This window comes from Brevundimonas sp. NPDC055311, from assembly GCF_053645695.1.
Genome location: NZ_JBSHMV010000001.1, coordinates 226,379 through 250,365 on the forward strand (window position 1 = coordinate 226,379; position 23,987 = coordinate 250,365).

The 23,987-nt window shown below is 66.9% G+C and carries 22 protein-coding genes; 11 read left to right on the forward strand and 11 right to left on the reverse strand.

Going from position 1 to position 23,987, the window contains the following annotated elements; genetic code table 11:
* Positions 1-2: 2 nt before the first annotated feature.
* The 8 genes from ACWIDZ_RS01065 to ACWIDZ_RS01100 all read right to left on the reverse strand — a co-directional run bounded on the left by ACWIDZ_RS01065 (position 3) and on the right by ACWIDZ_RS01100 (position 8,011).
* Complete coding sequence (locus tag ACWIDZ_RS01065) at positions 3-479, reverse strand: DUF6173 family protein (RefSeq protein WP_453988561.1); 477 nt, start codon at positions 477-479, stop codon at positions 3-5.
* A 28-nt stretch (positions 480-507) separates the two neighbouring features.
* Entirely contained in the window at positions 508-1,665 is a 1,158-nt protein-coding gene (gene rodA / locus ACWIDZ_RS01070; protein ID WP_291774782.1) for a rod shape-determining protein RodA, read from the reverse strand.
* The gene (gene mrdA, locus ACWIDZ_RS01075) at positions 1,662-3,656 is read right to left on the reverse strand and encodes a penicillin-binding protein 2 (RefSeq protein ID WP_312220117.1); all 1,995 of its coding nucleotides are present in this window, start codon (positions 3,654-3,656) and stop codon (positions 1,662-1,664) included. The genes rodA and mrdA overlap by 4 nt, the downstream gene beginning before the upstream one ends.
* Positions 3,653-4,147 (reverse strand): hypothetical protein, encoded by a 495-nt coding sequence (locus tag ACWIDZ_RS01080; RefSeq protein ID WP_409450071.1) that lies wholly within the window; start codon positions 4,145-4,147, stop codon positions 3,653-3,655. The genes mrdA and ACWIDZ_RS01080 overlap by 4 nt, the downstream gene beginning before the upstream one ends.
* A gap of 20 nt (positions 4,148-4,167) precedes the next feature.
* Positions 4,168-5,244, reverse strand: coding sequence for a rod shape-determining protein MreC (gene mreC, locus ACWIDZ_RS01085; RefSeq protein WP_291774773.1), 1,077 nt, complete (start codon positions 5,242-5,244; stop codon positions 4,168-4,170).
* 118 nt (positions 5,245-5,362) lie between these two features.
* Complete coding sequence (locus ACWIDZ_RS01090) at positions 5,363-6,403, reverse strand: rod shape-determining protein (protein ID WP_291774770.1); 1,041 nt, start codon at positions 6,401-6,403, stop codon at positions 5,363-5,365.
* A 254-nt stretch (positions 6,404-6,657) separates the two neighbouring features.
* Positions 6,658-7,275, reverse strand: a complete 618-nt coding sequence (locus ACWIDZ_RS01095) for a glutathione S-transferase family protein (protein ID WP_453988559.1) — start codon at positions 7,273-7,275, stop codon at positions 6,658-6,660.
* A 13-nt stretch (positions 7,276-7,288) separates the two neighbouring features.
* Positions 7,289-8,011, reverse strand: a complete 723-nt coding sequence (locus ACWIDZ_RS01100; protein WP_291774764.1) for a TVP38/TMEM64 family protein — start codon at positions 8,009-8,011, stop codon at positions 7,289-7,291.
* Positions 8,012-8,133: 122 nt separating this feature from the next.
* Here ACWIDZ_RS01100 and ACWIDZ_RS01105 point away from each other — a divergent pair, with 122 nt between their 5' ends.
* Positions 8,134-9,339, forward strand: a complete 1,206-nt coding sequence (locus ACWIDZ_RS01105; RefSeq protein WP_453988558.1) for a pyridoxal phosphate-dependent aminotransferase — start codon at positions 8,134-8,136, stop codon at positions 9,337-9,339.
* 51 nt (positions 9,340-9,390) lie between these two features.
* Here ACWIDZ_RS01105 and ACWIDZ_RS01110 read toward each other — a convergent pair whose 3' ends face one another.
* Both ACWIDZ_RS01110 and ACWIDZ_RS01115 read right to left on the reverse strand, forming a co-directional pair.
* Positions 9,391-9,843 (reverse strand): hypothetical protein, encoded by a 453-nt coding sequence (locus ACWIDZ_RS01110; RefSeq protein ID WP_453988557.1) that lies wholly within the window; start codon positions 9,841-9,843, stop codon positions 9,391-9,393.
* Positions 9,843-10,817 carry a polyprenyl synthetase family protein gene (locus ACWIDZ_RS01115; RefSeq protein ID WP_453988727.1) on the reverse strand — a complete coding sequence of 325 codons (975 nt, stop codon included), beginning with the start codon at positions 10,815-10,817 and terminating at the stop codon, positions 9,843-9,845. The genes ACWIDZ_RS01110 and ACWIDZ_RS01115 overlap by 1 nt, the downstream gene beginning before the upstream one ends.
* Before the next feature lie 142 nt (positions 10,818-10,959).
* Here ACWIDZ_RS01115 and ACWIDZ_RS01120 point away from each other — a divergent pair, with 142 nt between their 5' ends.
* From ACWIDZ_RS01120 to ACWIDZ_RS01165, 10 genes are all read left to right on the forward strand, one after another.
* On the forward strand, positions 10,960-11,730 hold the full coding sequence (locus ACWIDZ_RS01120) for a tRNA1(Val) (adenine(37)-N6)-methyltransferase (RefSeq protein ID WP_453988556.1): 771 nt from the start codon (positions 10,960-10,962) through the stop codon (positions 11,728-11,730).
* A gap of 53 nt (positions 11,731-11,783) precedes the next feature.
* Positions 11,784-12,395 carry a TIGR02466 family protein gene (locus tag ACWIDZ_RS01125; RefSeq protein WP_453988555.1) on the forward strand — a complete coding sequence of 204 codons (612 nt, stop codon included), beginning with the start codon at positions 11,784-11,786 and terminating at the stop codon, positions 12,393-12,395.
* A 68-nt stretch (positions 12,396-12,463) separates the two neighbouring features.
* On the forward strand, positions 12,464-13,387 hold the full coding sequence (locus tag ACWIDZ_RS01130) for an alpha/beta hydrolase (RefSeq protein ID WP_453988554.1): 924 nt from the start codon (positions 12,464-12,466) through the stop codon (positions 13,385-13,387).
* Between the two features lie 114 nt (positions 13,388-13,501).
* Entirely contained in the window at positions 13,502-15,169 is a 1,668-nt protein-coding gene (gene ettA / locus ACWIDZ_RS01135) for an energy-dependent translational throttle protein EttA (RefSeq protein WP_453988553.1), read from the forward strand.
* A gap of 222 nt (positions 15,170-15,391) precedes the next feature.
* On the forward strand, positions 15,392-16,321 hold the full coding sequence (locus tag ACWIDZ_RS01140; protein WP_453988552.1) for a 2-hydroxyacid dehydrogenase: 930 nt from the start codon (positions 15,392-15,394) through the stop codon (positions 16,319-16,321).
* A gap of 331 nt (positions 16,322-16,652) precedes the next feature.
* Complete coding sequence (locus ACWIDZ_RS01145) at positions 16,653-17,615, forward strand: ArsR/SmtB family transcription factor (RefSeq protein WP_346486693.1); 963 nt, start codon at positions 16,653-16,655, stop codon at positions 17,613-17,615.
* Entirely contained in the window at positions 17,615-18,577 is a 963-nt protein-coding gene (gene metF / locus ACWIDZ_RS01150; protein ID WP_453988551.1) for a methylenetetrahydrofolate reductase [NAD(P)H], read from the forward strand. Before ACWIDZ_RS01145 ends, metF begins: the two co-directional genes overlap by 1 nt.
* Positions 18,578-19,654, forward strand: coding sequence for a homocysteine S-methyltransferase family protein (locus ACWIDZ_RS01155; RefSeq protein WP_346486690.1), 1,077 nt, complete (start codon positions 18,578-18,580; stop codon positions 19,652-19,654).
* Positions 19,654-22,317 carry a methionine synthase gene (gene metH, locus ACWIDZ_RS01160; protein ID WP_453988726.1) on the forward strand — a complete coding sequence of 888 codons (2,664 nt, stop codon included), beginning with the start codon at positions 19,654-19,656 and terminating at the stop codon, positions 22,315-22,317. Before ACWIDZ_RS01155 ends, metH begins: the two co-directional genes overlap by 1 nt.
* Positions 22,318-22,357: 40 nt before the next feature.
* Positions 22,358-22,963, forward strand: a complete 606-nt coding sequence (locus ACWIDZ_RS01165) for a cysteine hydrolase family protein (protein ID WP_453988550.1) — start codon at positions 22,358-22,360, stop codon at positions 22,961-22,963.
* Here ACWIDZ_RS01165 and ACWIDZ_RS01170 read toward each other — a convergent pair.
* Complete coding sequence (locus tag ACWIDZ_RS01170) at positions 22,960-23,973, reverse strand: DNA topoisomerase IB (protein WP_454071095.1); 1,014 nt, start codon at positions 23,971-23,973, stop codon at positions 22,960-22,962. The genes ACWIDZ_RS01165 and ACWIDZ_RS01170 overlap by 4 nt on opposite strands.
* Positions 23,974-23,987 lie beyond the last annotated feature (14 nt).

Sequence of the window (23,987 nt, forward strand, 5' to 3'; positions counted from 1 at the left end):
GGCTATTTCGGATTGGTCTTCTGAACCATCTCGCTGAGTTGGAAGCCGATGCGGCGCGCCTCGCGTTCCTCCGGCTTCTTTACAGCGCTGAGCACCACATTGATCTGGCTGTAGTGCTGGATCAGTCGGACAGGCTTGCCGTCGGCGTTGCGGCCGAAGAACATGATCAGGTCCGGCCCCCAGAAGCCGACGTCCATGATCTGCATCGTGCCGTCGCCCGGCAGGCCGACCACGCGCGCGCCGATCTCCTCATCCTTGTCGAGGTTGGCTTCGAACTCCTCGATCAGCTTGGACAGGCGGACGAAGGCCCATTCCGCCGGGTTGTCGCGCATCCGCACGCCCTCGGCCTGCACCGCCGCCTCATTCCTGGGGTCGGCCATGACGGGCTGAGGACAGGGCGTGTCCCCGCAGTCCGAGAACATGGACGGATCGGCCGTGGGGATGTCGGCGGCTTCGGCGGCGGGCGTCTGAACGGTCATGGCGACAGCCTAACGCCCGCGCGGGTGATTAGAACAGCCCCTGCCCCTTCGGCAGTTCGACATAGCGATGCACCCGCGTCGACAGGACCAGGCCGAAGCCGACCATCACCGTCATCATCGACGAGCCGCCGTAGGACAGCATCGGCATGGGCACGCCGACGACCGGCGCCAGCCCCATCACCATGGCGCCGTTGATCAGGACGAACAGGGCGACGAAGGCCGTCATTCCCGCCGCGCTCAGACGGCCGAAGTGGCTGTGCGACAGCGCCGCGATCCGCAGCGAGATCAGGATCAGCGCGACATAGCAGGCCAGAACGGTGAAGGAGCCGAGAAAGCCGAACTCCTCCGACACGGTCGAGAAGATGAAGTCGGTGTGGCGCTCGGGCAGGAATTCCAGCTGGCTCTGACTGCCCAGGCCGTAACCCTTGCCCATCAGGCCGCCTGAGCCCAGGGCGATCTTGGACTGAATGATATTGTAGCCCGTGCCCGACGGGTCGGCTTCCGGGTTCAGGAAGGTCAGCACGCGATTGCGCTGATAGTCGTGCATCCCGAACATGACGAAGGGCGGGATGACCGCCACGGCGGCCGCCACGCCCGCGGCGATGACGCGCCAGCTCAACCCCGCCATGAACATCATCACCGCTCCGGTCAGACCGATGATCATGGCCGAGCCCAGATCCGGCTGCTTGGCGACAAGGATGAAGGGGACGCCGACAAGCCCTGCTGGGATCAGCAGCTTCCACGACCAGCGGGCGTCCTGGGCCGAATGGCTGTGATACCAACGCGCCAGGGCCAGCACGAGGCCGATCTTCACGAACTCGGCGGGCTGAATGCGGATGAAGCCGAGGTGCAGCCAGTTCTTTGCCCCGCCGGCCGTGTAGCCCAACGGCGTGAACTCAACCAGCATGACCATGAACAGCAGCACGCCGTACAACGGATAGGCCGCATGGAACCACCACTTCGGATGGATCATGGCCATGCCGATCATGGCCGCCAGCAGGACGCCGAAGCGGATCAGATGCTTGACCGCCCACGGCTGCCAGTGACCGCCCGCGATGGAATACAGCATGGCCGTGCCGATCCCGGCCAGGATGCACAACAGGCCGATGATGCGCCAATCCAGCTCGGCGAACTTGCTGGACAGGCGGTCGCGCTCGCCGGGACGGGTCAGGGCGGATGCGGTCATTGTCCGGGCTCCGTCAGGGGCGGCGGGACGGCGGCGCCGACATCCGCGCTGTCGATCGGCTCGCCCCGGGCCTCGGCCTCACGGACGCCGGCGTCCTCCTGGGCCTCGAAGCCAGCCGATTCAATGCGGGCGCGGATTTCGGGGTCCTTCAGCAGAGCGACCTTCATCACCTCGCGCGCGCGCGGCGCCCCGGCCGTACCGCCGCCCAGGCCGCCGTGCTGGACGATGACCGAGACCGCGTAGCGCGGATTGTCGGTCGGCGCATAGGCGACGAACAGGTTGTGGTCCTTCTGGTCCCAGGGGCGCCCGGCCCCCTTGCGCGACCCGGAGCCGTAGTTCCGCGCTTGAGCGGTGCCGGTCTTGCCCGCCATCTTGACCGTGCCCAGCCCCAACTGGCTGTTTCGGAAGCCCGTCCCCCCGGCGGCGGTCACCGCCTCCATCCCGTCGCGCAGGACCTGCAGCATCTGGGGATCGTAAGGCAGGTCGGCGAAGGCGCTGCCGCCCTGCTCTACTCCGCCGACAGACTTGATGAGACGCGGCGACACCGCCTTGGCGCCGTTGGCGATCCGCGCCGTGTAGACCGCCAACTGCAAGGCGTTCACGGTCAGGGCTCCCTGTCCGATGCCATAGCTGGGGTTTTCGCCCGGATACCATTTGCCGTCGCCGCGCACCGGATTCTTCCGGCGCCATTCCCGGTCGGGGACCAACCCCGCTTTCTGTCCGGGAATGCCGATATCGAAGGTCTGGCCGAAGCCCATGTCGCGCGCGGTCTCGGCGATGGCGTCCGGCCCCATCTCGCTCGCCAGGGTCATGAAGTAGACGTTGCAGGACGCCTTGATGGCGCCGCGCAGATCCAGCGCCCCATGCCGTCCTAGGCAGGCGAACCGTCGACCCAGATAGAAGCTGCCGTTGCAGACGATGCGGCGGCTGGGGTCCAGCCCCCGCTTCATCGCCGCCAGGCCGACGATCGGCTTGAAGGTCGAGCCCGGCGCGAAGGTGCCGCTCAGAGCCTTGTCCAACAGAGGGCGACGCTCATAATCGGCCAGGGCGCGATAGATCTTGGACGGCACGCCCGAGACGAACAGGTTGGGGTCGAACGACGGCGACGACACCATGGCCAGGATGTCGCCGTTGCGGACGTCCATGACGACGATGCTGCCCGCCTCTTCGCCGAAGACCTCCAGCGCGCGTTGCTGGACGTCGTTGTCCAGCGTCAGGACGACCTCAGAGCCCTGCACCGCCGGGCGCGATCCGGCGATGTCCTCGGCCACGACGCGACCGCGCGCATTGACCTCGACCCGCTTGCCGCCCTCCACGCCGCGCAGATCAAGATCTAGAGATCTTTCAATGCCCTGACGGCCGATGCGGAAGCCCGGGTTAAACAGGATGGCGGGCGGTTGCTCGCCCTTGTCGCGGATGGCCTGCACGTCGCGGTCCGACACCTTGGCCACATAGCCGACCACATGGGCGTAGGCGCCGCCGTGCGGATAGTAGCGGGCCTCGTTCATGTCGGCCATGACGCCCGGCAGCTCCGCCGCGTGCAGGTTGACCTTGGAGAACTCTTCCCACGTCAGGTCGCTCTTGACCGGAACAGGCGAGAAACGCGGCGCGGCGTTCACCTCGCGAATGATGGTGCGGCGACGGTCCAGCGTGTCGGGCAGAAGCTGACCCAGAAGGTCCAGCGTCTGGTCCAGATCCTTGGTTTCGTCGCGCACGACCAGAACGCGGAAGCTGGGGCGGTTGCCGGCGATGACGACGCCGTTGCGGTCCTTGATCAGACCGCGCGGCGGCGGGACCTGGCGAAAGTTGAACTGGTTGCGGGTCGCCAGGGTGGCGAACTCTTCCGACTTGAAGAGCTGCAGGTGCGCCAGGCGTCCGACCAGGGCCAGCCCGCCCACGACCGTCGCCCCGCCCAGCAGCATGGTGCGCCGCAGGAAGGAGCCCTGCCGCTCGTTCACATCGGAAAAGAAGATATGCGGTTCGCTGCTCATCGGAATCGCACGTCCGCGTCGTCAAAACGCTCGATCAGCCAGTCAGCCAGGGGGAAGAGCAGCAGCGTCGGGATCATCTGCCCCATAACAGCCAGTAGATTGGGAGCATTCCCAAGGCTGCCGCGCGTCACGAAATAGGCGACCGCGAACGCCAGGCCCGTCGACGCGACATAGAGGGCGAACAGGACGATGGTCGCCTGACCGGCCAGATATTTGGACGCCAGCAGCATCGCGCCGTAGATCAGCAGCAGGCTGAGCGCCCACATCCCGACCTGACCGCCCCAGAAGAAATCCAGGAAGACGCCCAGGCCGAACAACACCGCCGGCGCCAGCATGGACGGACGGATCAACGGCCAGGCGAAAGCCAGAACCATAGGCCAGACCGGCTCGGGCAGGGTCAGACCGAACAGGCGCAGCGGAATAGCGAACAGGATGGTGGCGGCGACGGCGATCAGCGCCGGGTAGCCGATCCACTGCATCGGACCGACCATCCGCACCGTGATCGTCCGTCTCACTCGCGGCCTCCGTCGGGCGCGGTCGGCGCCGGCGTCGTGGGTTGGGGCGGCGACGCGACCGGCGCAGGCGGCGGAGCGGCGTTGGCGGCGCGGACGCGTTCAGCCGCGGCGCGGGCGGCGGCGGCGCGGCGAACAGCCACGTCCTGGATCGCAGCCGCCTGCGCTGCATTCGGCGGCGGCGCCGTGTTCAGGCTGGCCAGGGGCGCGGCGTTGAGGGCGTTCTGGTCGGCCAGTTGGCCAAAGTCCTGGAACAGCAGCACCCGCACATAGTCGATGGCCGTGCGGTCGCTGTAGAGCTTAACCCGCCAGGAGCCGTCGACCCCCTTCGCCACCACGCCGACCGGCAGGCCGCGCGGGAAGCCGCCGCCGTCGCCTGAAGTCAGGATGCGATCGCCGTCCTGCACCGCCCCCTGGCCCCGCACATAGTCCAGGCGCGGGCTGCGGCTGCCGTCGCCGGTCAGCATGGCGCGGGCGTCCGTGCGTTCGACCATGACCGGAATGCGCGAGGCCACGTCGGTCAGCAACACCATGCGGCTGTGCACGCCGGAAACGCCCGAGATGCGGCCGACGACGCCGTGCTCGCTCAGCACCGGATTGCCTACACGCACGCCTTTGCCGGCGCCGACGTTCAGCAGGCGCGACCGGGCGAACGGACCGCGCACGTCGGTGATGGCGCGGCCGGCCGTCATGGCGATGGGCGGCTCGGTCTGAAGGCCTAGAAGTTGTTCGTAGCGTGCGTTGAGATTCTTCAGCGCCATGGCGTCGTCCCGCCAGGCGCTCATCTCCGCCAGTTCGCGACGCAGGCGACGGTTCTCCGACACGGCGAAGAAATAGCCTTTGACGTAATCGACGGCGTCGCCGGTCCAGCGCACCGGAGCGGCGAGGACGCCGCCCGTGGTTCCTGCGGCGGTGTCGAACGCGGCCTGCGCCGGCTGAAGGTCATCCGCGCCCGGCTGTGGTCGATCGGCGAGCAGAAGCATGATCGCAGCGACGATGCCGCCGACGACCATGACCGCGGCCGTCCAGGCCAGCGGCACCTTCAGATTCTCGAACGGTCCGTCGCGAAACGCCACGGCCAGCCTTCCTGCTAGAGCTTAGAAATCGGCGGACCGAGGCCCGCCGACGGTGCGGGCCTGTCGCTGAAACCGCCCCCTCTTCAGGATTGCGGCGCCGACGACAGGCCGATCAGCCTCAGAGCGACGACTCGAGCACGCCCTTCATCCACGACGGGTGCTCCAGCACCTTGCCGCAGCCGATGGCGACGCAAGACAGCGGGTCGTCCGCCACCTGCACCGGCAGGCCCGTGTGGTCGCGGATCTCGGCGTCCAGGCCGCGCAGCAGGGCGCCGCCGCCCGTCAGCATGATGCCCTTGTCGGCGATGTCGGCGGCCAGTTCCGGCGGCGTGGCCTCCAGGGCGACCTTCACGGCCTCCACGATCTGCGAGACCGGCTCGGCCAGGGCTTCCGCCGCCTGACGTTCGCTCATCTTCACTTCGCGCGGCACGCCCTGCATCAGGTCGCGGCCCTTGACCTCGATCGACAGGCCTTCGCCGTCGGCCGGGACGCGGGCGGTGCCGATGTCCTTCTTGATGCGCTCGGCGGTCGTCTCGCCGATCAGCAGGTTATGGTTGCGGCGCATATAAGCGATCAGGGCGTCGTCCATCATGTCGCCGCCGACGCGGACCGAACGCGAATAGACGATGCCGGACAGCGACAGCACGGCGACTTCGGTCGTGCCGCCGCCGATGTCGACGACCATCGAACCGGTCGGCTCGTGGATCGGCAGGCCGGCGCCGATCGCGGCGGCCATCGGCTCGTCGATCAGGCCGACGCGGCGGGCCGAGGCGTTCAGGCAGGAATCGTTGATGGCGCGGCGTTCGACGGCCGTGGCGCCCGACGGAACGCAGACGATCATCTTCGGGTTCACGAAGCCCTTGCGGTTATGAACCTTGCGGATGAAGTGCTTGATCATCTCTTCGGCGACTTCGAAGTCGGCGATGACCCCGTCGCGCATCGGGCGGATGGCTTCCATGTGGCCGGGGGTGCGGCCCAGCATCTGCTTGGCTTCCAGGCCGACGGCGTGGACGATCTTGCGGCCGCCGACGTTGCGCAGGGCGACGACCGACGGCTCGTTCAGGACGATCCCCTTGCCGCGCATGTAGATCAGGGTGTTGGCCGTCCCCAGATCCATTGCGATGTCATTGGAAATCATGCCGAAGAGGGGTGAAAGCATGGGCGTCGGTTACCGCTTTAGTTCGGGCCTGCAAGGGCGTGAATTTCATTCGTCCGCTGTGGCGACGCCCTACCCCCGCTTCACGCTGACCGCAAAGCTGTCCTGACCGTCTTCGCCGAGCCGACTACAGGCCCGTTTGCCCTCATGCCGCAGGGATTGCAAGCGCCTATGGCTTCTCGATCACAGGCTTGTCACGGCAAGGCTTGAAAGCCTTGCCGGTCAAGCTTTCCAGCCCCGCTTGCGGGGCGTTCCGATCAGACAGCCGGAATACCCTCGGCATGGAGCACGCGCTGCACGGCCGGGCGCGACTGAACAAGGTCCAGATGAGCGTTGAGCTTCGGGAAACGGGTCTTGTCCAACAGGCCCGCCTGGCGCGCCCAGCGGGTGAAAACCATCAGATAACCGTCCGCCATCGAATGATCTTCGCCCATGACCCAGGGACCGGCCAGCAGATGATTCTCGGCCAGGTCGTACTTCTCCAGCGCGACCTTGACGGCCTCGTCCCTGGCCTCGCCTTCCAGCGGCGGCTTGGAGAACAGCGCCCTGCCGATGGCCGGGTGCAGCGAGGACGCCAGCCAGCCGTTGAAAGCCTGCAGTCGCGCGAATTCGAACGGATTATCCAGGTCGGCCAGTTGAGCGTGCGGATGCGTCTGGGCGACATAGGCCAGGATGGCGGCGTTCTGGGTGATCACGCCCTCGGAGGTCTGGAGCGCCGGGGTCACGCCCGCCGGGTTGATCCCCAGATACTCCGGCGTCCGCTGCTGGCCGGCGCGCAGGTCGATCTTCTCGATCGCATAGTCCGCGCCCGCCTCTTCCAGGCCGATATGCGAGGCGACAGCACAGGCGCCGGGGGAATAGTAGAGCTTCAGCATGGTCGTTCTCCGATCAATCGACTGACAGATTGCGTGCGGCCTCGCGGCGCTTCACCCACTCGCGCACCGCCAGCATCAATACAAGCCAAACGCCTGCGACGGCCGCCAGGATCACCGAGGTCCACACCCCGTCGCCGCTGACCGCCGCCATGAATGAGCCTCCGAAGAAGGCCACCAGCGCCGTCTTGGGCAGCACCCCCAGGGCGCATCCCGCCAGATAGGCCGGGAATGAAGCGCGCACCGCCCCAAACGCCATGTTCACGACGATGAAGGGCGCCGAGGGCACGTTGCGGATGATGAAGCTGGCCGAAAAGGCGTTGCGGCCGACAAACCGGCGGATGCGCTCCACCGTCCCGCCACCGTAGCGTTCAAGCGTGCGCGCGGTCGGTCCGCGACCAAGCCAATAGGTCACGGCCGCCGAGGCGATAGTGGCGATCCAGCTATAGAGGAAGCCGAACCACGGGCCGAAAGCCACCACGCAGGCGGCGATCAGCAGGAACTGCGGCACGCCGATGAAAGCGGACAGGGTGAAGACCACGACCGCCGCGACCAGGCCCCACGGGCCGATGCGATAGCCCGCCAGCCAGTCTTCCAGCCGATCCTCTGCGCCCAGCGCCAACTGGGTCTTGCCCAGGGCGAACAGAGCGATGATTCCCCCCAGCAACAGCAGGGTGACGGCCAGGGTTCGCCACCGTCTGGCCTCCATGTTCAGCAGGAAATCGACGACGCGCCGCATAAATTTCGCCCAAATCGCCTTTTGATCGTCCGCGACGCGCACAAACGTTGTGCGGCCCCGCGGGGTTGCGTATCAAGCCTTCGCCTCCCCGGCACTCTCCACATCCTCCAGACAGGATAGCCATGTCCAGCCTTCAGTCCGCCTCCCTCGCCCGCGTCAAGCCTTCGGCCACCCTGGCCGTGACCGCCCAGGCGCGCGAGCTGAAACGTCAGGGCCGCGACGTCATCGGCCTGGGCGCCGGCGAGCCGGACTTCGACACCCCGGACAACGTCAAGGCGGCGGCTATCGAGGCCATCAACCGCGGCGAGACGAAGTACACCGACGCGGACGGCATGCCCGAGCTGAAGGCCGCCATCGTCGCCAAGTTCGCCCGTGAAAACGATCTGACCTACGAAACGAACCAGATCCACGTCGCCTCGGGCGGCAAGCCGGTGATCTACAACGCCCTGGTGGCGACGCTGAACCCCGGCGACGAGGTGATCGTCCCCGCGCCCTACTGGGTCTCCTACCCGGACATGGTGCTGTTGGCCGGCGGCGAGCCCGTTACCGTGATCGGTCAGGAAGCCGACGGCTTCAAGCTGCGTCCCGAGGTTCTGGACGCCGCCATCACGCCCAGGACCAAGTGGATCATCCTCAACTCGCCGTCGAACCCGACCGGCGCCGCCTATACCCGCGCCGAACTCGAAGCCCTGGCCGAGGTGCTGCGCAAGCATCCGCAGGTCTGGATCCTGACCGACGACATGTACGAGCACCTCGTCTATGGCGGCTTCGACTACGTCACCATCGCCCAGGTCGCGCCCGACCTCTACGACCGCACCCTGACAGTCAACGGCGTGTCCAAGGCCTATGCCATGACCGGCTGGCGCATCGGTTATGCGGGCGGCCCCAAGCCCCTGATCGATCTGATGCGCAAGGTGGCCAGCCAGACGACCTCCAACCCCTCGTCCATCAGTCAGTGGGCGGCGGTCGAGGCCCTGAACGGCCCGCAGGACTTCCTGCCCGTCCGCGCCGCGGCCTTTGAAAAGCGCCGCGACCTGGTCGTCTCCATGCTGAATCAGGCGGCGGGCATCCGTTGTCCGAAGCCGGAAGGCGCCTTCTACGTCTATCCGTCGATCGAGGGCCTGATCGGCAAGACGGCGCCGTCGGGCGTGGTCATCGCAGACGATGAGATCTTCACCGCCGAATTGCTGAACGCCGAGGGCGTGGCCGTGGTCCAGGGCGCGGCCTTCGGCCTGAGCCCCTATTTCCGCATCAGCTACGCGACCTCGGACGCGGTGCTGGAAGAGGCCTGCACCCGCATCCAGCGCTTCTGCGCCAGCCTGAAGTAAGAGGTCCTGAAAGCCCTCCCCCTCGATGGGGAGGGTTATGGGCCCTGGCCCCTAATGAATCGGCGCCGGCGGCAACACCAGGGTCGGCGCCAGCTTCAGAACGAACCCGAGGCACCATTCCGTCGCCTCGGCGGAGTTGTCTATCTCGGCGTCCAGGCGGCGGGTCAGGCGGCAGGCGGCGTCGGGAGCGTGATCCGCATCGGGGCCCGCATAGAGGACCACCGGCCCAACCGGCAACGAACCCTGGCGATAGGCCATGTTCAGCAAACCGGAAGACTGGATCATGATCTCGTCGAGGGGTGGACGCGGCTGGTCCGGGTCGGCTTCATCCGCCTCCCCATCCGCGGCGGAACCCAACAAGGCCTTCACCTGCGCCTCGACTGCGTCCGGGTTCAGGCGAAACACCTCGGCGGTCAGGGCGTCGCCGGGCGAGGCGGGCATGGTGAAACGCGGCGCATCCTGCATGGCGAGGATCGCTCCGGCCAGCAGGACGCCCGCCAGCATCAGGTCGCCCGGCTGACGGCGAAGTCGGCCAGGGCCTCGAGCGCCGCGCGCCACGGCCCGGCGGGCAGGACCTGCAAGGCCGCCTTGGCTCGGTCGGCGTAGTCGCCGGCCGTGTCCAGCGTGGCGGCGACAGCGCCGCTGCCGATGATCAGTTCGCGGGCGCGGTCGAAATCCTCAGGCTTGCGGTCGCCCTTGGTGATGACGCGATCCCAGAACAGATCTTCTGTCCCCTTGGTGCGCTGAACTGCCAGCAGCAGCGGCAGGGTGGCCTTGCCCTCGTTGAAGTCGTCTCCGGCGTTCTTGCCCAGGGTCTCGGTCGCGCCGCCATAGTCCAGCGCGTCGTCCGCCAGCTGGAAGGCGATGCCCAGGGCCATGCCGTAGTCCCGCAGGGCCGCAACCTGTTCGTCCGTCGCACCCGCGCCGACCGCGCCCGATTCGGCGGCCGCGGCGAACAGCTCGGCCGTCTTGGCGCGGATGATCTGCAGATAGGTGTCCAGGTCCAGGTTCAGGTCGTGGGCGCGCGTCAGCTGCAGCACCTCGCCCTCGGCGATCACGGCCGACGCTGTGGCCAGAATGCCCAGCGCGCGCAGGGAATCCGTCTCGACCATCAGTTCGAAGGCGCGCGCGAACAGGAAGTCGCCAACCAGCACCGACGAGGCCGCGCCCCAGATCAGGTGCGCCGCGACCTTGCCCCGGCGCATTTCCGAGCCGTCGACGATGTCGTCGTGCAGCAGGGTGGCGGTGTGGATGAACTCGACCGAGGCGGCCAGCTTCTTGGGGCCTTCGATGGCGCCCGTCTGGCCCACCGCGCGCGCGGCGGCGACGGTCATCAAGGGGCGCAGACGCTTGCCGCCCGCCGACACCAGATGCTCCGCCAGCAAGGGGATCACCGGCACGTCGGACTGCATCCGCGCGATGATCAGGGCGTCGACCGCCGCCATGTCGTCCTTGGCCAGACGAACCAGGGCGTCCACATCGCCCTTGGGACGGGAGGCGACGGCGAGAGCTGCGTCCACGAAAATCTCTTTCAGCACAGGGGCGAAGGGGGAGATTCGCCCGAAATTCACACGCATCCGCTTGCCCGGACGCGATGCGGCGCACAATGGTGGCGGCGCCATGACGGGTCAAGCCGAGTCATCCCTTACTGTCGCCGCAGAGGTGACCGAATCCGCTCTTCTGGGCGGCCGCGTCCGCTTGCGCCAACCCGCCAAGGGATATCGCGCGGGCATGGACGCCGCCTTGCTGGCCGCAGCGATCGAAGCCCGGCCCGGCGAACGGATGATCGAGGCCGGCTGCGGCGCGGGCGCCGTGCTGATGCAGGTCGCCGCCCGGCGTCCCGATGTCCAACTGACCGGGCTGGAGCGCGACGCGGCCGCGGCTGCGCTGGCGCAGGAGAACGCCGGGCTGAACGGCGCCGAGGCGCGCACGACAATCGTGAACGGCGACGTGGCGCGCGGCTTTCGCGCCCTGGGCCTGCCGCCGTTCGACTGGGCGATCAGCAACCCGCCCTTTTTCGACGATCCCGCCGCCCTGCGCGCGCCCGCCGAAGGCAAACTCGGCGCCTGGATGGCCGACGACGGCCTGACCGCCTGGGCCGGCTTCCTGCTGAAGGCTGTTCGCGAGGGAGGCCGCATCGTCATCATCCACCGCGCCGACCGCCTGGCCGACATATTGAGCCTGCTGTCGCCCAAGGCGGGATCGTTCGCCATCCGCCCGATCCAGCCCTACGCCGATCAGCCGGCCAAGCGCGTGCTGGTCCAGGCGATCAAGACCGGCAAGGCGCCGCTGCGCCTGCTGCCGCCCCTGATCCTGCATGACCGCGCCGGGGCCAAGCATAGTCAGCAGGCGGAGGCGATCCTGCGCGGCGAGGCTGATCTCGGCTTCTAGAACCGGCTTTCTCACCCTTCTCCCCTTGTGGGAGAAGGGCTATTGCACCCGCCATGTCCTTGCGATCCCTTTTCGCCACCCAGGTCTATGACGCCTCCCTCGCCTCTTCGCGCGGCTGGGCGGAACTGCATGAGGAATTGCTCGACCTCTGCCTGGTCATGGCCGAGGAGGACGAGGCCGGGATCGAATGGTGCCGGGCCAATCACTATCCGGGCTATACGTCCTACGGGTCGATCAACGACCTGCCGCAGCGGTTTCCGGAGTTCGCGGCGCTGAAGCGCCTGCTGGACAAGCAGGCGGCGGCCTTCGCCAAGGCCCTGAATTTCGACCTAGTCAAGAAGCTTCAGCTCGACAATCTGTGGGTCAACGTCCTGATGCCCGGCGGCGGCCACACCGGCCACATCCACCCGCACGCGGTCCTGTCCGGCACGATCTATATTCACGTGCCCGACGGCGCCTCTTCCCTGAAGATCGAAGACCCGCGCCTCGCCATGATGATGGCCCGTCCCGGCCTCACCGCCGACGCCGGCGAGGCCGAACAGCCCTTCGTCTATCTGAAACCCGCGCCCGGCACGGTGCTGATGTGGGAAAGCTGGCTGCGCCACGAGGTGCCCGCCAATCGCGCCGAGGAACAGCGCATCTCCATCAGTTTCAACTACGCCTGACGTCCTCGCCCTTCCCTCGCCGCATTTGCCCCGAAACCTGCGCCAACGGCACAGCTTGGAGGGAATGGATGCGGGTTTTCAGCGCGGCGGCGGCGATCGCCATGTTCACGACAGGCGCCCTTCTTCTCGGCGCCTGCAGCGAGAAGGCCGACGCCGGAACATCGCTCTCCGAGCCAGGCGCCGCCGAAGGCGCCCCCTATGTGCTGACCGGAACCCAGGTCTGGAGCGTGCCCGACCCCGTGTCCGGCCGGAACTATCAGGTCTTCGTCAGCCTGCCCGCCGGTTATGAAGCCAACCCCGGCCGCCGCTACCCGACCCTCTACGTCACCGACGCGGACTACGCCTTCCCCATCATCCGCCAGATCGCCCGTCGTGTGAATCTGGATGGACCGGTCGTGCAGGAGTTCATCCTGGTCGGCCTGTCCTACGCCGAGAGCGACAAGGGCGCCGACAGCCGCCGCCGCGACTACACCCCGACTCCCAACGGCCCGCGCAGTTCAGGCGCCGCCGTGCATGGCGGCGGCGCGGCCTATCAGACCTATCTGAAGACCCAGGCCCTGCCTTTCATCGAGAAGACGTTCCGCGCCGATCCGTCGCGCCGCGTGCTGCTGGGCCATTCCTACGGCGGGTTGCTGGGCGCGCAGATCCTGTTCAGCGACCCGGCGATGTTCCAGTCCTACGTCCTGGGCAGTCCGTCGCTCTGGTACGACAAGGGCTACATGATGGGGGTCGAGGCCGACTACGCCCGCAACCATCGCGATCTTCAGGCCCAGGTCTTCATGTATGTGGGCGGTCACGAGAAGCCCGGCCCCACCCGCCGCAACAGCGAAGCCGACATGGTCGGCGACATGCAGACGTTGCAGCGGAATCTGGAATCGCGCGGCTATCCCGGCCTGACGATCAGTTTCGTCGTCCTTGAGGACGAGGACCACCTGACCGTCGCCCCGGTCGGCTTCACCCGCGCCCTGGAAGCCGTTCTTCCCGCTCGCTGAAGACCGCCATCGAAAAGCCGCGTCGGCGTCCGAAGATTTGCCCAAAGCCCTCGGGATCGCTACATCCCCCGGCAACTTCCCCATCCGCACTGAATCAAGGGCGCGACGCGACGCATGGCGCAGCAATATATCTTCCAGATGCAGGGCCTGACCAAGGCCTATCCCGGCGGCAAGAAGGTCTTCGAGAACATCTGGCTCAGCTTCTACAACGACGCCAAGATCGGCGTCGTCGGGGTCAACGGCTCGGGTAAGTCGACCCTGCTGAAGATCATGGCCGGCCTGGACCACGAGTTTCAGGGCGAGGCCCGCGCCGCCGACGGCGTCAAGCGCGGCTATCTGGAGCAGGAGCCGCAGCTCGATCCGAACCTGAACGTTCGCCAGAACGTCGAGGCCTGGTGCGAAGAGAAGCAGTGGGTCAACCGCTTCAACGAAGTCGCCAATGAGCTGGGTGAAAACTACACCGACGAGCTGATGGAGGAGATGACCGCCCTCCAGGAGAAGATCGACGCCGGCGACGTCTGGGACATCGACAGCCGCATCGATCAGGCCATGGGCGCCCTGCGCTGCCCGCCTGACGACTGGGAAGTCACCAATCTGTCGGGCGGTGAAAAGCGCCGCGTGGCGCTGGCCCGCCTGCTGCTGTCGAAACCCGACATGCTGCTGATGGACGAACCGACCAACCACCTGGACGCCGAGTCGGTGGCCTGGCTGCAGCACCACCTCGAGAACTTCCCCGGCTGCGTCATCCTGGTGACCCACGACCGCTACTTCCTGGATCAGGTGACCAAGTGGACGCTGGAGCTGGACCGCGGCAAGGGCCACCCGCACGAGGGCAATTACTCCTCGTGGCTGGAAGCCAAGACCAAGCGCGTCGTGCAGGAACAGTCGGAATCCGAAGCCCGCCAGCGCGCCCTTACCCGCGAACTGGAATGGGTCCGCTCGGGCGCCAAGGCCCGTCAGGCCAAGTCCAAGGCCCGTCTGGCCGCCTATGAGAAGATGGTCGCCGAGCAGGAGAACTCCGCCAAGGCCCAGACCTTCGCCGCCATCCAGATCCCGCCCGGCCCCCGCCTGGGCAATGTCGTGCTGGAAGTGAGCGGCCTGAAGAAGTCCTATGGCGACAAGGTTCTGTTCGACGACCTGAACTTCAAGCTGCCGCCCAACGGCATCGTCGGCGTCATCGGCCCCAACGGCGCCGGCAAGTCGACCATGTTCAAGCTGATCACCGGCCAGGAACAGCCCGATGGCGGCACGATCAAGGTCGGCGAGACGGTCAAGCTGGCCTATGTCGACCAGTCGCGCGACGATCTGAAGCCGGACGACACCATCTGGCAGGCCATCTCGGGCGGCACCGACATCATGATGGTCGGCAAGCGCGAGATCAACACGCGTGCTTACGTCGGCTCGTTCAACTTCAAGGGCGGCGACCAGCAGAAGAAGGTCGGCCAACTGTCGGGCGGTGAGCGCAACCGCGTCCACCTGGCCAAGACCCTGGCCACCGGCGGCAACCTGATCCTGCTCGACGAACCGACCAACGACCTGGACATCGAAACCCTGCAGAACCTCGAAGAGGCTCTGGAAGAGTTCGCCGGCTGCGCCGTGGTCATCAGCCACGACCGCTGGTTCCTGGACCGTCTGGCCACCCACATCCTGGCCTTCGAAGGCGACGGCCATGTGGAATGGTTCGAGGGCAACTTCGAAGCCTACGAACAGGACAAGATGCGCCGCCTGGGCGCGGACAGCATCATTCCCAAGCGCATCCAGCACCAGAAGTTCGGTCGCTGATCCAGCTGACAGATTGACAAGCGGCCCTCCGAGCAATCGGGGGGCCGTTTTTCTATGCCCCCTCTCCCGCTCATCCCGGCGGACGCCGGGATCCAGTAAGAGCCCAAGACACCAGAGGGTCGAACGTCGCTCCTGTCGTCAAAACACTGGATCCCGGCGTCCCCGGGATGAGCGGTGAATGAGAAGGCTGGCGCTCCGGCGAAAGCGGGATAGTCTGCGTTCATGACCCAGCGTCCCGCCGTCCTGATCATGCAGCGGCATCTGGCCCCGCTGAGCGCTTTCCTGGAAAGCGCCTACGATGTCTATCGCTTCTGGGAAGGCCCGCCGGTCGAGGCGGCTGGAGACATCCGCGCCCTGATCGTCGCGGGCGAGTTCGAACTGGACAAGGCGCTGATCGAGCGCCTGCCCCATCTGTCGCTGATCGCCTGCTTCACGGCGGGATACGACGGCATCGACGTCGAGTGGTGCCGCGCGCGCGGCCTGCCCGTCACCCATGCGCCCGGCGTGAACCACGAAGACGTGGCCGACCACGCCATCGGCCTGATCCTGGCCGCGCGCCGCCAGATCGCCGAGGGCGACCGCACCATCCGCGCGGGCGAATGGAAGCTGTCGACGCGCAGCATCACCACCTCGCTGGGCGGTCAGCGACTGGGGATCGTCGGCCTGGGCCACATCGGCGAAGCCGTGGCGCGTCGCGCCGAGGTCATGCGCATGGATATCCGCTGGTGGGCGCCGCGAGAGAAGGAGACGGCCTGGTCTCGCGCCGACAGCCTAATCGATCTGGCGCGCGGCTCCGACGTCCTCGTCGTGGCCTGCCGGGCGGACGAGAGCAACCGGGGACTGATCTCGGCCGAAGTGATCGAGGCGCTCGGGCCGTCCGGCCTGTTGGTCAACGTCGCGCGCGGACAACTGGTGGACGAGGACGCCGTCATCGCGGCCCTGAAGGACGGCCGTCTGGGCGGCGCGGCCTTGGATGTCTTCGCCCAGGAACCGACCGAGGCCGCACGCTGGTCGGGGGTGCCCAACACCGTCCTGACGCCCCACACCGGCGGCGCCACGACCGAGGCGGTGCAGGGAATGCTGATACTGCTTCTGCAGAATCTCTCCGCCCACTTCGCGAACGAGCCGCTGAAGACGCCTGTTGAGGCATAGGCTCTTCCCTCTCCCGGCGGGAGAGGGCTTGAGCGCACGAGAGCGCTAGCGATCGTTCTTGCGCGAAAGGGTGAGGGGCTGAGGTTTCAGTCGGCGTGAGCCGCAGCATACAGGGCAGCCCCCGGCCTTCGGCCGATTTCCGCCGGGAACCCTCACCCTTTCGCCTGTTCCAATCGCCTTCAGCTCTTGGAGGCTCAAGCCCTCTCCCATCGGGAGAGGGCGCGTTGTTTTTCGTGTTTGAAGAACAATCCGTGCCGTCGTTGGGCACAAGGTCGCCAACTCCGACCAGATTTTGCTTGCATAAGCGTATAAGGATATCTTTATACGACCCATGACGCTGACCGCCGACCAGACTGTTGAAGCCCTGCGCGCCGCCGGCGAGCCGACCCGCCTGCGGGTGCTGTCGCTGCTGGCCGCCGAAGAGCTGTCGGTGATGGAGCTGTCGCGGGTTCTGGACCAGAGCCAGCCACGAGTCTCGCGCCATCTGAAGCTGATGGCCGACGCCGGGCTGATCGAGCGATTCCCCGACGGCGCGCGCGTCTTCTACCGCCTGTCGCACGACGCCCTGTCGCGGCGTCTGATCGACACCGTGCTGGACTTGCTGGACGACGGCGAGGGCGAGGCCGACCATCGCCGTCTGGACGAGGTGCGCAAGGAGCGCGCCATCGACGCCGCCCGCTACTTCGAACAGATCGCGCCTCAGTGGGACCAGATGCGCAGCCTCTATGTCTGCGAAAGCGCCGTCGAGGCGGCGGTTGAGCGCGCCGCCGGCTCCGGTCCGTTCGAGCGCGTGGTCGATCTGGGCACCGGCTCGGGCCGGATGCTGACCCTGTTCGGCAGGAAGGCGAAGATGTCGGTCGGCCTCGACCTGTCGCAGAACATGCTGAACATCGCCCGCGCCAATGTCTCCAAGGCGGGGCTGGACAAGGTCGAACTGCGCCACGGCGACATCTTCTCGACCCGCCTGCCGCACGAAAGCGCCGACCTGGTGATCGTGCATCAGGTTCTGCACTACCTGGCCGATCCCGCCGCCGCCGTGGCCGAGGCCGCGCGTCTGGTCATGCCCGGCGGCAAGCTGCTGATCGTCGACTTCGCGCCTCATAATTTCGAGCACCTGCGCGAGGCGCACCAGCACCGCCGTCTGGGCTTCCCCGACGCTGAAATCCGCGAATGGCTGACCGAGGCGGGCCTGACGCCCTCGGCGCCCATCGCCCTGCCCCCCGACACCGAGGGCCTGACCGTTCACATCTGGACCGGCGAGCGCGCCGCCCAGACCGCCCGAAAGACCGCCTGATGGCCCCCTCCTCCGCATCCTCGCTGAATTTGGCCGAAGCTCGCGCCCTGCTGCTGTCGCCGCTGGGTCCGGTCGCTCGCGCCGGTTCCAACCGCAACGCCGTCAACGTCTCCTTCGAGTTCTTCCCGCCCAAGACAGACGCCGCCGAGGCCAATCTGTGGTCGGCGATCCGGCGGCTGGAGCCGCTGAACCCGGCTTTCGTCTCCGTCACCTACGGCGCGGGCGGCTCGACGCGCGAGCGGACCCACCGCACCGTCCAGCGCATCATCAGCGAGACCACCCTGCGTCCCGCCGCCCACCTGACCTGCGTTGAGGCCAGCCGCGACGAGGTCGATGAAGTCATTGAGGGCTATAAGGCCATCGGCGTCGACCACATCGTCGCCCTGCGCGGCGACCCGCCGGGCTCCGCAGGCATCGGCGGCGCCTATACGCCGCGCGCCGACGGCTACGCCAACGCCACCGAACTGACCGCCGCTATCGGCAGCATCGGCGGGTTCGAGGTCACGGTCGGCGCCTATCCGGAAAAGCACCCGGAAAGCCCGTCCATCGACCACGACATCGAGGTGCTGAAGGCCAAGGTGGACGCAGGCGCCACGCGCGCCGTGACGCAGTTCTTCTTCGACATCGAGGCCTTCCTGCGCTTCCGCGACCGGGTGCGGGCGGCGGGCGTGACCATTCCCCTGATCCCCGGCGTCATGCCGGTATCCAACTTTGCGGGTCTGAAGCGGATGACGGCGGCATGCGGCGCGGCCCTGCCCGACTGGCTGGCTAGCCACTTCGACGGGCTGGACGACGACCCCGAGACGCGCAAGCTGCTGGCCGCCTCCATCGCCGCCGAGACCTGCGCCCGCCTTCAGGAAGAGGGCTTTTCGGACTTCCACTTCTACACCCTGAACCGCGCCGAGCTGGTCTATGCGATCTGTCGGGTTCTGGGCGTACGTGAAACCAAGACTGTTGCGTAGATGACTTCCCCCCTGAGCCGCGCCCAACGCATCGCCGCCCTGCACGCGGCGGCGAAAGAGCGCATCCTGGTGCTGGACGGCAGCTGGGGCGTGATGATCCAGCGCCGCGAGCTGACGGAAGAAGATTTTCGCGGCGAGCGTTTCCGCCAGCACAACCACCCGCAAAAGGGCAACAACGACCTGTTGATCCTCACTCGGCCCGACATCATCGCCGACCTGCACGATGTCTATTACGCCGCCGGGGCCGACATTTCGGAGACGAACACCTTCTCCTCGACCACAATCGCCCAGGCCGATTACGGTCTGGAGGATGCGGTTTACGACCTGAACTATGAAGGCGCCCGCATCGCGCGCGAGGTCGCCGACCGCTGGACGGAAAAGGAGCCGCACAAGCCCCGCTTCGTCGCCGGCGCCATCGGTCCGACCAACCGCACCCTGTCGCTGAGCCCCGACGTCAACGACCCAGGCTATCGCGCCGTCACCTATGACGAGGTCTATGAGGCCTATAAGCAGCAGGCCCGCGCCCTGCACCACGGCGGCGTCGACATCTTCCTGATCGAGACGGTGTTCGACACCCTGAACTGCAAGGCCGCGATCAAGGCGATCAAGGATCTGGAGGACGAGGGGCTGGAGCCCCTGCCCCTGTGGATCTCGGGCACCATCACCGACCGTTCGGGCCGCACGCTGAGCGGCCAGACGGCGGAAGCCTTCTGGAACTCGATCCGCCACGCCAGGCCGTTCGCCGTCGGCTTCAACTGCGCCCTGGGCGCCGAGCTGATGCGGCCGCACATCGCTGAACTGAGCCGCGTCGCCGACACCCTGGTCAGCGCCTATCCCAACGCGGGCCTGCCCAACGCCATGGGCCAGTATGACGAGCAGCCGCACGAAACGGCCCACTTCCTCGAGGAATGGGCGCAATCAGGCCTGGTCAACATCGTCGGCGGCTGCTGCGGCACCACCCCCGACCACATCCGCCACGTCGCCGAAGAGGTCGCGGGCGTGACGCCACGCGCCGTGCCGGAGCGCCCCACAGCCCTGCGCCTGTCGGGCCTGGAACCGTTTGAGTTGGTGTCGTGATGCGTCCTGTCTTCATCAACGTCGGCGAGCGGACCAACGTCACCGGCTCGGCCAAGTTCAAGAAACTGATCATCGCGGGCGACTATCCTGCCGCCCTGTCGGTCGCGCGCCAGCAGGTCGAGGCGGGCGCCCAGATCATCGACGTCAACATGGACGAAGGGCTGCTGGACGGCCCCGTCGCCATGCGGACCTTCCTGAACCTGATCGCGGCCGAGCCCGACATCGCCCGCGTGCCGATCATGATCGACTCCTCCAAATGGGAGGTGATCGAGGCGGGCCTGAAGTGCGTTCAGGGCAAGCCGATCGTCAACTCGATCAGCATGAAGGAGGGCGAAGACGCCTTCCGCCACCATGCCGTCCAGTGCCTACGTTACGGCGCCGCCGTGGTGGTCATGGCCTTCGACGAGGTGGGCCAGGCCGACACCGCCGCACGCAAGATCGAGATCTGCACCCGCGCCTATGACATCCTGGTCAACGAGGTCGGCTTCCCGCCCGAGGACATCATCTTCGACCCCAATATCTTCGCCATCGCGACGGGGATCGAGGAACACGACAACTACGCCGTCGACTTCATCGAGGCGGTCAAGGTCATCAAGGCCACCCTGCCCCACGCCCGCGTCTCGGGCGGGGTGTCGAACGTCTCGTTCAGCTTCCGCGGCAATGAGCCGGTGCGTCGGGCGATCCACAGCGTCTTCCTGTACCACGCCATCAACGCCGGTCTGGACATGGGCATCGTCAACGCCGGCGACCTGCCCGTCTATGACGACATCGACGCCGAACTGCGCGAAGCGGTCGAGGACGTGATCCTGAACCGGCCCCAGCGGACCAACGTGTCCAACACCGAACGGCTGGTCGACATGGCGCCCCGCTACAAGGGTGAAAAGGGCGCGGTCAAGGAAGTCGATCTGAGATGGCGCGACGCCCCGGTCGCCAAGCGCATTGAACACGCCCTAGTCCACGGCATCACTGACTACATCGTCGAGGACACCGAAGAGGCCCGTCAGGCGTCCGAACGCCCGCTGCACGTCATCGAAGGCCCCCTGATGGACGGGATGAACGTGGTCGGCGACCTGTTCGGCTCGGGGCGGATGTTCCTGCCTCAGGTGGTGAAGTCGGCGCGCGTGATGAAGCAGGCCGTGGCGCACCTGGAACCCTTCATGGAGGCCGAAAAGGCAGGCCAGGCGCGGCAGGCGGCGGGCAAGATCCTGATGGCCACGGTCAAGGGCGACGTCCACGACATCGGCAAGAACATCGTCGGCGTCGTGCTGCAGTGCAATAACTATGAGGTGGTCGATCTGGGCGTCATGGTCCCGGCCGACCGCATCCTGGACGCCGCCATAGAGCACAAGGTCGACATCGTCGGCCTGTCGGGGCTGATCACGCCTTCGCTGGACGAAATGACCTTCGTCGCCGCCGAGATGGAGCGGCGCGGCTTCGACATTCCGCTGCTGATCGGGGGCGCCACGACCAGCCGCACCCATACGGCGGTGAAGATCGAACCGGCCTATCGGCGGGGTTCGACCACCTATGTCATCGACGCCAGCCGCGCCGTCGGCGTGGTGTCCGGCCTGCTGTCCCCGACCGACAAGACGAAGAACGAGGCGGCCACCCGCGACGAATACGTCCGCATCCGCGAGCAATACGCCCGGGGGCAGGAAGTGAAGGCCCGCGCTTCGCTGCAACAGGCGCGCGACAACCGCTGGCGCCCCGATGAAGCGCAAAGACCCGCCCCGGCGCCGTCCTTCCTCGGCGTGCGCGCCTATGACGCCTGGGACCTGCAGGACCTGGCCGACCACATCGACTGGACACCCTTCTTCGCCAGCTGGGAGCTGATCGGCCGCTATCCCCTGATCCTTGAGGATGAGATTGTCGGCGAGGCGGCGCAGGATCTGTTCCGCGACGCGCAAGCCATGCTGAAGCGCATCGTCGAAGAGAAGTGGTTCACGGCCAAGGGCGTCGTCGGCTTCTGGCCCGCCAATGCGCGTGGCGACGACGTCGTCGTCTGGACCGACGAGAACCGCATCGAGGAAGCCGCCCGCTTCCACGGTCTGCGTCAGCAGATCAAGAAGTCCAACGGCAAGCCGAACCTGTGCCTGTCCGATTTCGTGGCCGAGGACGGGGCCGACTACCTGGGCGCCTTCGCCGTCACTGCTGGTCATGGCGAGTTGGAAAAGGCGGCCGAGTTCAAGGCGGCGGGCGACGACTACTCCGCCATCATGGCCACCGCCCTCGCCGACCGTCTGGCCGAAGCCTTCGCCGAGCGTCTGCACAAGGAAGTCCGCACCCAGCTGTGGGGCTACGTCCCCGACGAGCAGACCTCGGTGCAGGATCTGATCGAGGAGAAGTATCAGGGCATCCGCCCTGCCCCCGGCTATCCGGCCCAGCCCGACCATACGGAAAAGGCTGCGCTGTTCCGCCTTCTGGACGCCGGCGCTAATGCGGGGATGGAACTGACCGAAAGCTTCGCCATGTCGCCCCCGGCCTCGGTCAGCGGCCTCTATTTCGGCCATCCGGGCAGCCACTATTTCGGCGTCGGCAAGATCGACCGCGATCAGGTCGAGGATTACGCGACCCGCAAGGGCTGGGACGTGCAGATGGCCGAGCGCTGGCTGGCGCCCATCCTCAACTACGATCCTCAGGCGGCGGCGCGCGACGCGGCCTGATCGACGGGAACCAGTCGCAGCCCTGGGCTTTGGCGCAGGCATGGCTTCCGGCATCTATTTCGGCCGCATCCCGGCCAACGCGGTCCATCTGTGCGTGGACATGCAAAGGCTGTTCGCCGAGGACACGGCGTGGCGCACGCCGTGGATGCCCCGCGTCCTGCCGGTGGTCGTGCGCCTGTGCGAGCACAAGGCCGAGCGCACCTGTTTCACCCGCTTCATCCCCGCGCGCTCGCCCGGCGACGGACGGGGGACCTGGCGGCGCTATTGGGAGCGATGGGCGTCGATCACGCTTGAGAACCTCGGCAAGGAGCGCGTCGAGCTGCTGCCCGAGCTTCAGGCCTTCACCCCGCCCGCCAGGGTGCTGGACAAGGCGCATTATTCGCCCTGGCTCGACACCGGCTTGGCGACGGCCCTCATGACGGGCCAGGTCGACACTCTGGTGGTGACGGGAGCGGAGACCGACATGTGCGTGCTGGCGACCGTCTTGGGAGCCGTGGACCTTGGGTTCAGGGTGGTGGTGGTCTCCGACGCCCTGTGCAGCTCCTCGGATCAGTCGCACGACGCCCTGCTCGACCTCTACCACGACCGTTTCGGCCAGCAGATCGAAACGGCGGAGTGCGACGAGGTTCTGGAGGCCTGGGCCTAGGCGGCCTCATCCAGCAGTTTCGCCAATCGGGCGTCGAACCGCCAGGCGTCCGGCCCCGGCAGCAGGTTCGCAATGGTCCCGGCTTCATACAGTTCGATCACGCGCGGATGGACATAGGAGGCCCGGCAGACCGTAGGCGTATTGCCCAGCAGACCCGCCACCGCCTTCATGCAGGTCGAGACGTTGCGTCGGCCCTCAGCCTGGGAGGCAGGCGGCGCCATCTCGCAAAAGGCTCGCGCAGCCGAGACAGTGGCGGCCCAGGTGCGAAAATCCTTGGCGGAGAACTGCTCGCCCATGGCTTCGTGGATATAGGCGTTCACGTCGTCCGAACTGATCGCACACAGCGTCCCCTCGGCGTCGCGGTATTTGAACAGATGCTGGCCCGGAAGGCCCTCCAGGCTGCGCAACACCCGCGCCAGGCGCCGATCGCTGACCTTCACCCGATGTTCCTTGCCGCTCTTGCCGCGAAACTCGAACGTCAGGACCGAGCCGTCGACCTCCAGGTGCCGCTTGCACAGGGTCGTCAGACCGAAACTGCGGTTCTGGCGGGCATAGGCGGCGTTGCCTATCCGGATCAGGGTGAGCTCCAGCAGACGCACTGCGGTAGCCAGCACCTTGTCCTTGCGCGGCCCCCGCAGCGACAGATCCTGTTCAACCCGATCATGCAGGCGCGGCAAGCGACTCGCGAAAGCCGGAAGGCGCGCGAACTTGTGCGAGGCGGCATGGGCCGTCCAATCGGGGTGATATCGGTATTGCTTGCGGCCTCGCGCATCGCGGCCGGTCGCCTGAATATGGCCTCTGGCGTCGGCGCAGATCCAGACTTCTTCCCAGGCGGGCGGGATGGCCAGGGCGCGGATGCGCTCCAGAACCTCTCTCGTGCGGATCAGGCGGCCGTGCGGATCACGATAACAGAAACCGCGACCGCTCCGTCGCCGCGTCAGACCCGGTTGGTCGTCGCTGGACCAGGTCAGTCCCTCGGAACACGGCGCCTCGGTCGTCTTCATCAACATCATCGCGGCCTTGC

Coding starts and splice junctions, on each gene's coding strand:
- metH (WP_453988726.1), top strand. CDS start 19,654: ATGCGTCCTGTCTTCATCAACGTCGGCGAGCGGACCAACGTCACCGGC.
- ACWIDZ_RS01110 (WP_453988557.1), bottom strand. CDS start 9,843: ATGCTGGCGGGCGTCCTGCTGGCCGGAGCGATCCTCGCCATGCAGGAT.
- rodA (WP_291774782.1), bottom strand. CDS start 1,665: ATGACCGCATCCGCCCTGACCCGTCCCGGCGAGCGCGACCGCCTGTCC.
- ACWIDZ_RS01170 (WP_454071095.1), bottom strand. CDS start 23,973: ATGTTGATGAAGACGACCGAGGCGCCGTGTTCCGAGGGACTGACCTGG.
- ACWIDZ_RS01080 (WP_409450071.1), bottom strand. CDS start 4,147: ATGGTCGGTCCGATGCAGTGGATCGGCTACCCGGCGCTGATCGCCGTC.
- ACWIDZ_RS01140 (WP_453988552.1), top strand. CDS start 15,392: ATGACCCAGCGTCCCGCCGTCCTGATCATGCAGCGGCATCTGGCCCCG.
- mrdA (WP_312220117.1), bottom strand. CDS start 3,656: ATGAGCAGCGAACCGCATATCTTCTTTTCCGATGTGAACGAGCGGCAG.
- ACWIDZ_RS01120 (WP_453988556.1), top strand. CDS start 10,960: ATGACGGGTCAAGCCGAGTCATCCCTTACTGTCGCCGCAGAGGTGACC.
- metF (WP_453988551.1), top strand. CDS start 17,615: ATGGCCCCCTCCTCCGCATCCTCGCTGAATTTGGCCGAAGCTCGCGCC.
- ACWIDZ_RS01105 (WP_453988558.1), top strand. CDS start 8,134: ATGTCCAGCCTTCAGTCCGCCTCCCTCGCCCGCGTCAAGCCTTCGGCC.
- ACWIDZ_RS01145 (WP_346486693.1), top strand. CDS start 16,653: ATGACGCTGACCGCCGACCAGACTGTTGAAGCCCTGCGCGCCGCCGGC.
- ACWIDZ_RS01155 (WP_346486690.1), top strand. CDS start 18,578: ATGACTTCCCCCCTGAGCCGCGCCCAACGCATCGCCGCCCTGCACGCG.
- ACWIDZ_RS01125 (WP_453988555.1), top strand. CDS start 11,784: ATGTCCTTGCGATCCCTTTTCGCCACCCAGGTCTATGACGCCTCCCTC.
- ettA (WP_453988553.1), top strand. CDS start 13,502: ATGGCGCAGCAATATATCTTCCAGATGCAGGGCCTGACCAAGGCCTAT.
- ACWIDZ_RS01165 (WP_453988550.1), top strand. CDS start 22,358: ATGGCTTCCGGCATCTATTTCGGCCGCATCCCGGCCAACGCGGTCCAT.
- ACWIDZ_RS01100 (WP_291774764.1), bottom strand. CDS start 8,011: ATGCGGCGCGTCGTCGATTTCCTGCTGAACATGGAGGCCAGACGGTGG.
- ACWIDZ_RS01090 (WP_291774770.1), bottom strand. CDS start 6,403: ATGCTTTCACCCCTCTTCGGCATGATTTCCAATGACATCGCAATGGAT.
- ACWIDZ_RS01065 (WP_453988561.1), bottom strand. CDS start 479: ATGACCGTTCAGACGCCCGCCGCCGAAGCCGCCGACATCCCCACGGCC.
- ACWIDZ_RS01130 (WP_453988554.1), top strand. CDS start 12,464: ATGCGGGTTTTCAGCGCGGCGGCGGCGATCGCCATGTTCACGACAGGC.
- ACWIDZ_RS01095 (WP_453988559.1), bottom strand. CDS start 7,275: ATGCTGAAGCTCTACTATTCCCCCGGCGCCTGTGCTGTCGCCTCGCAT.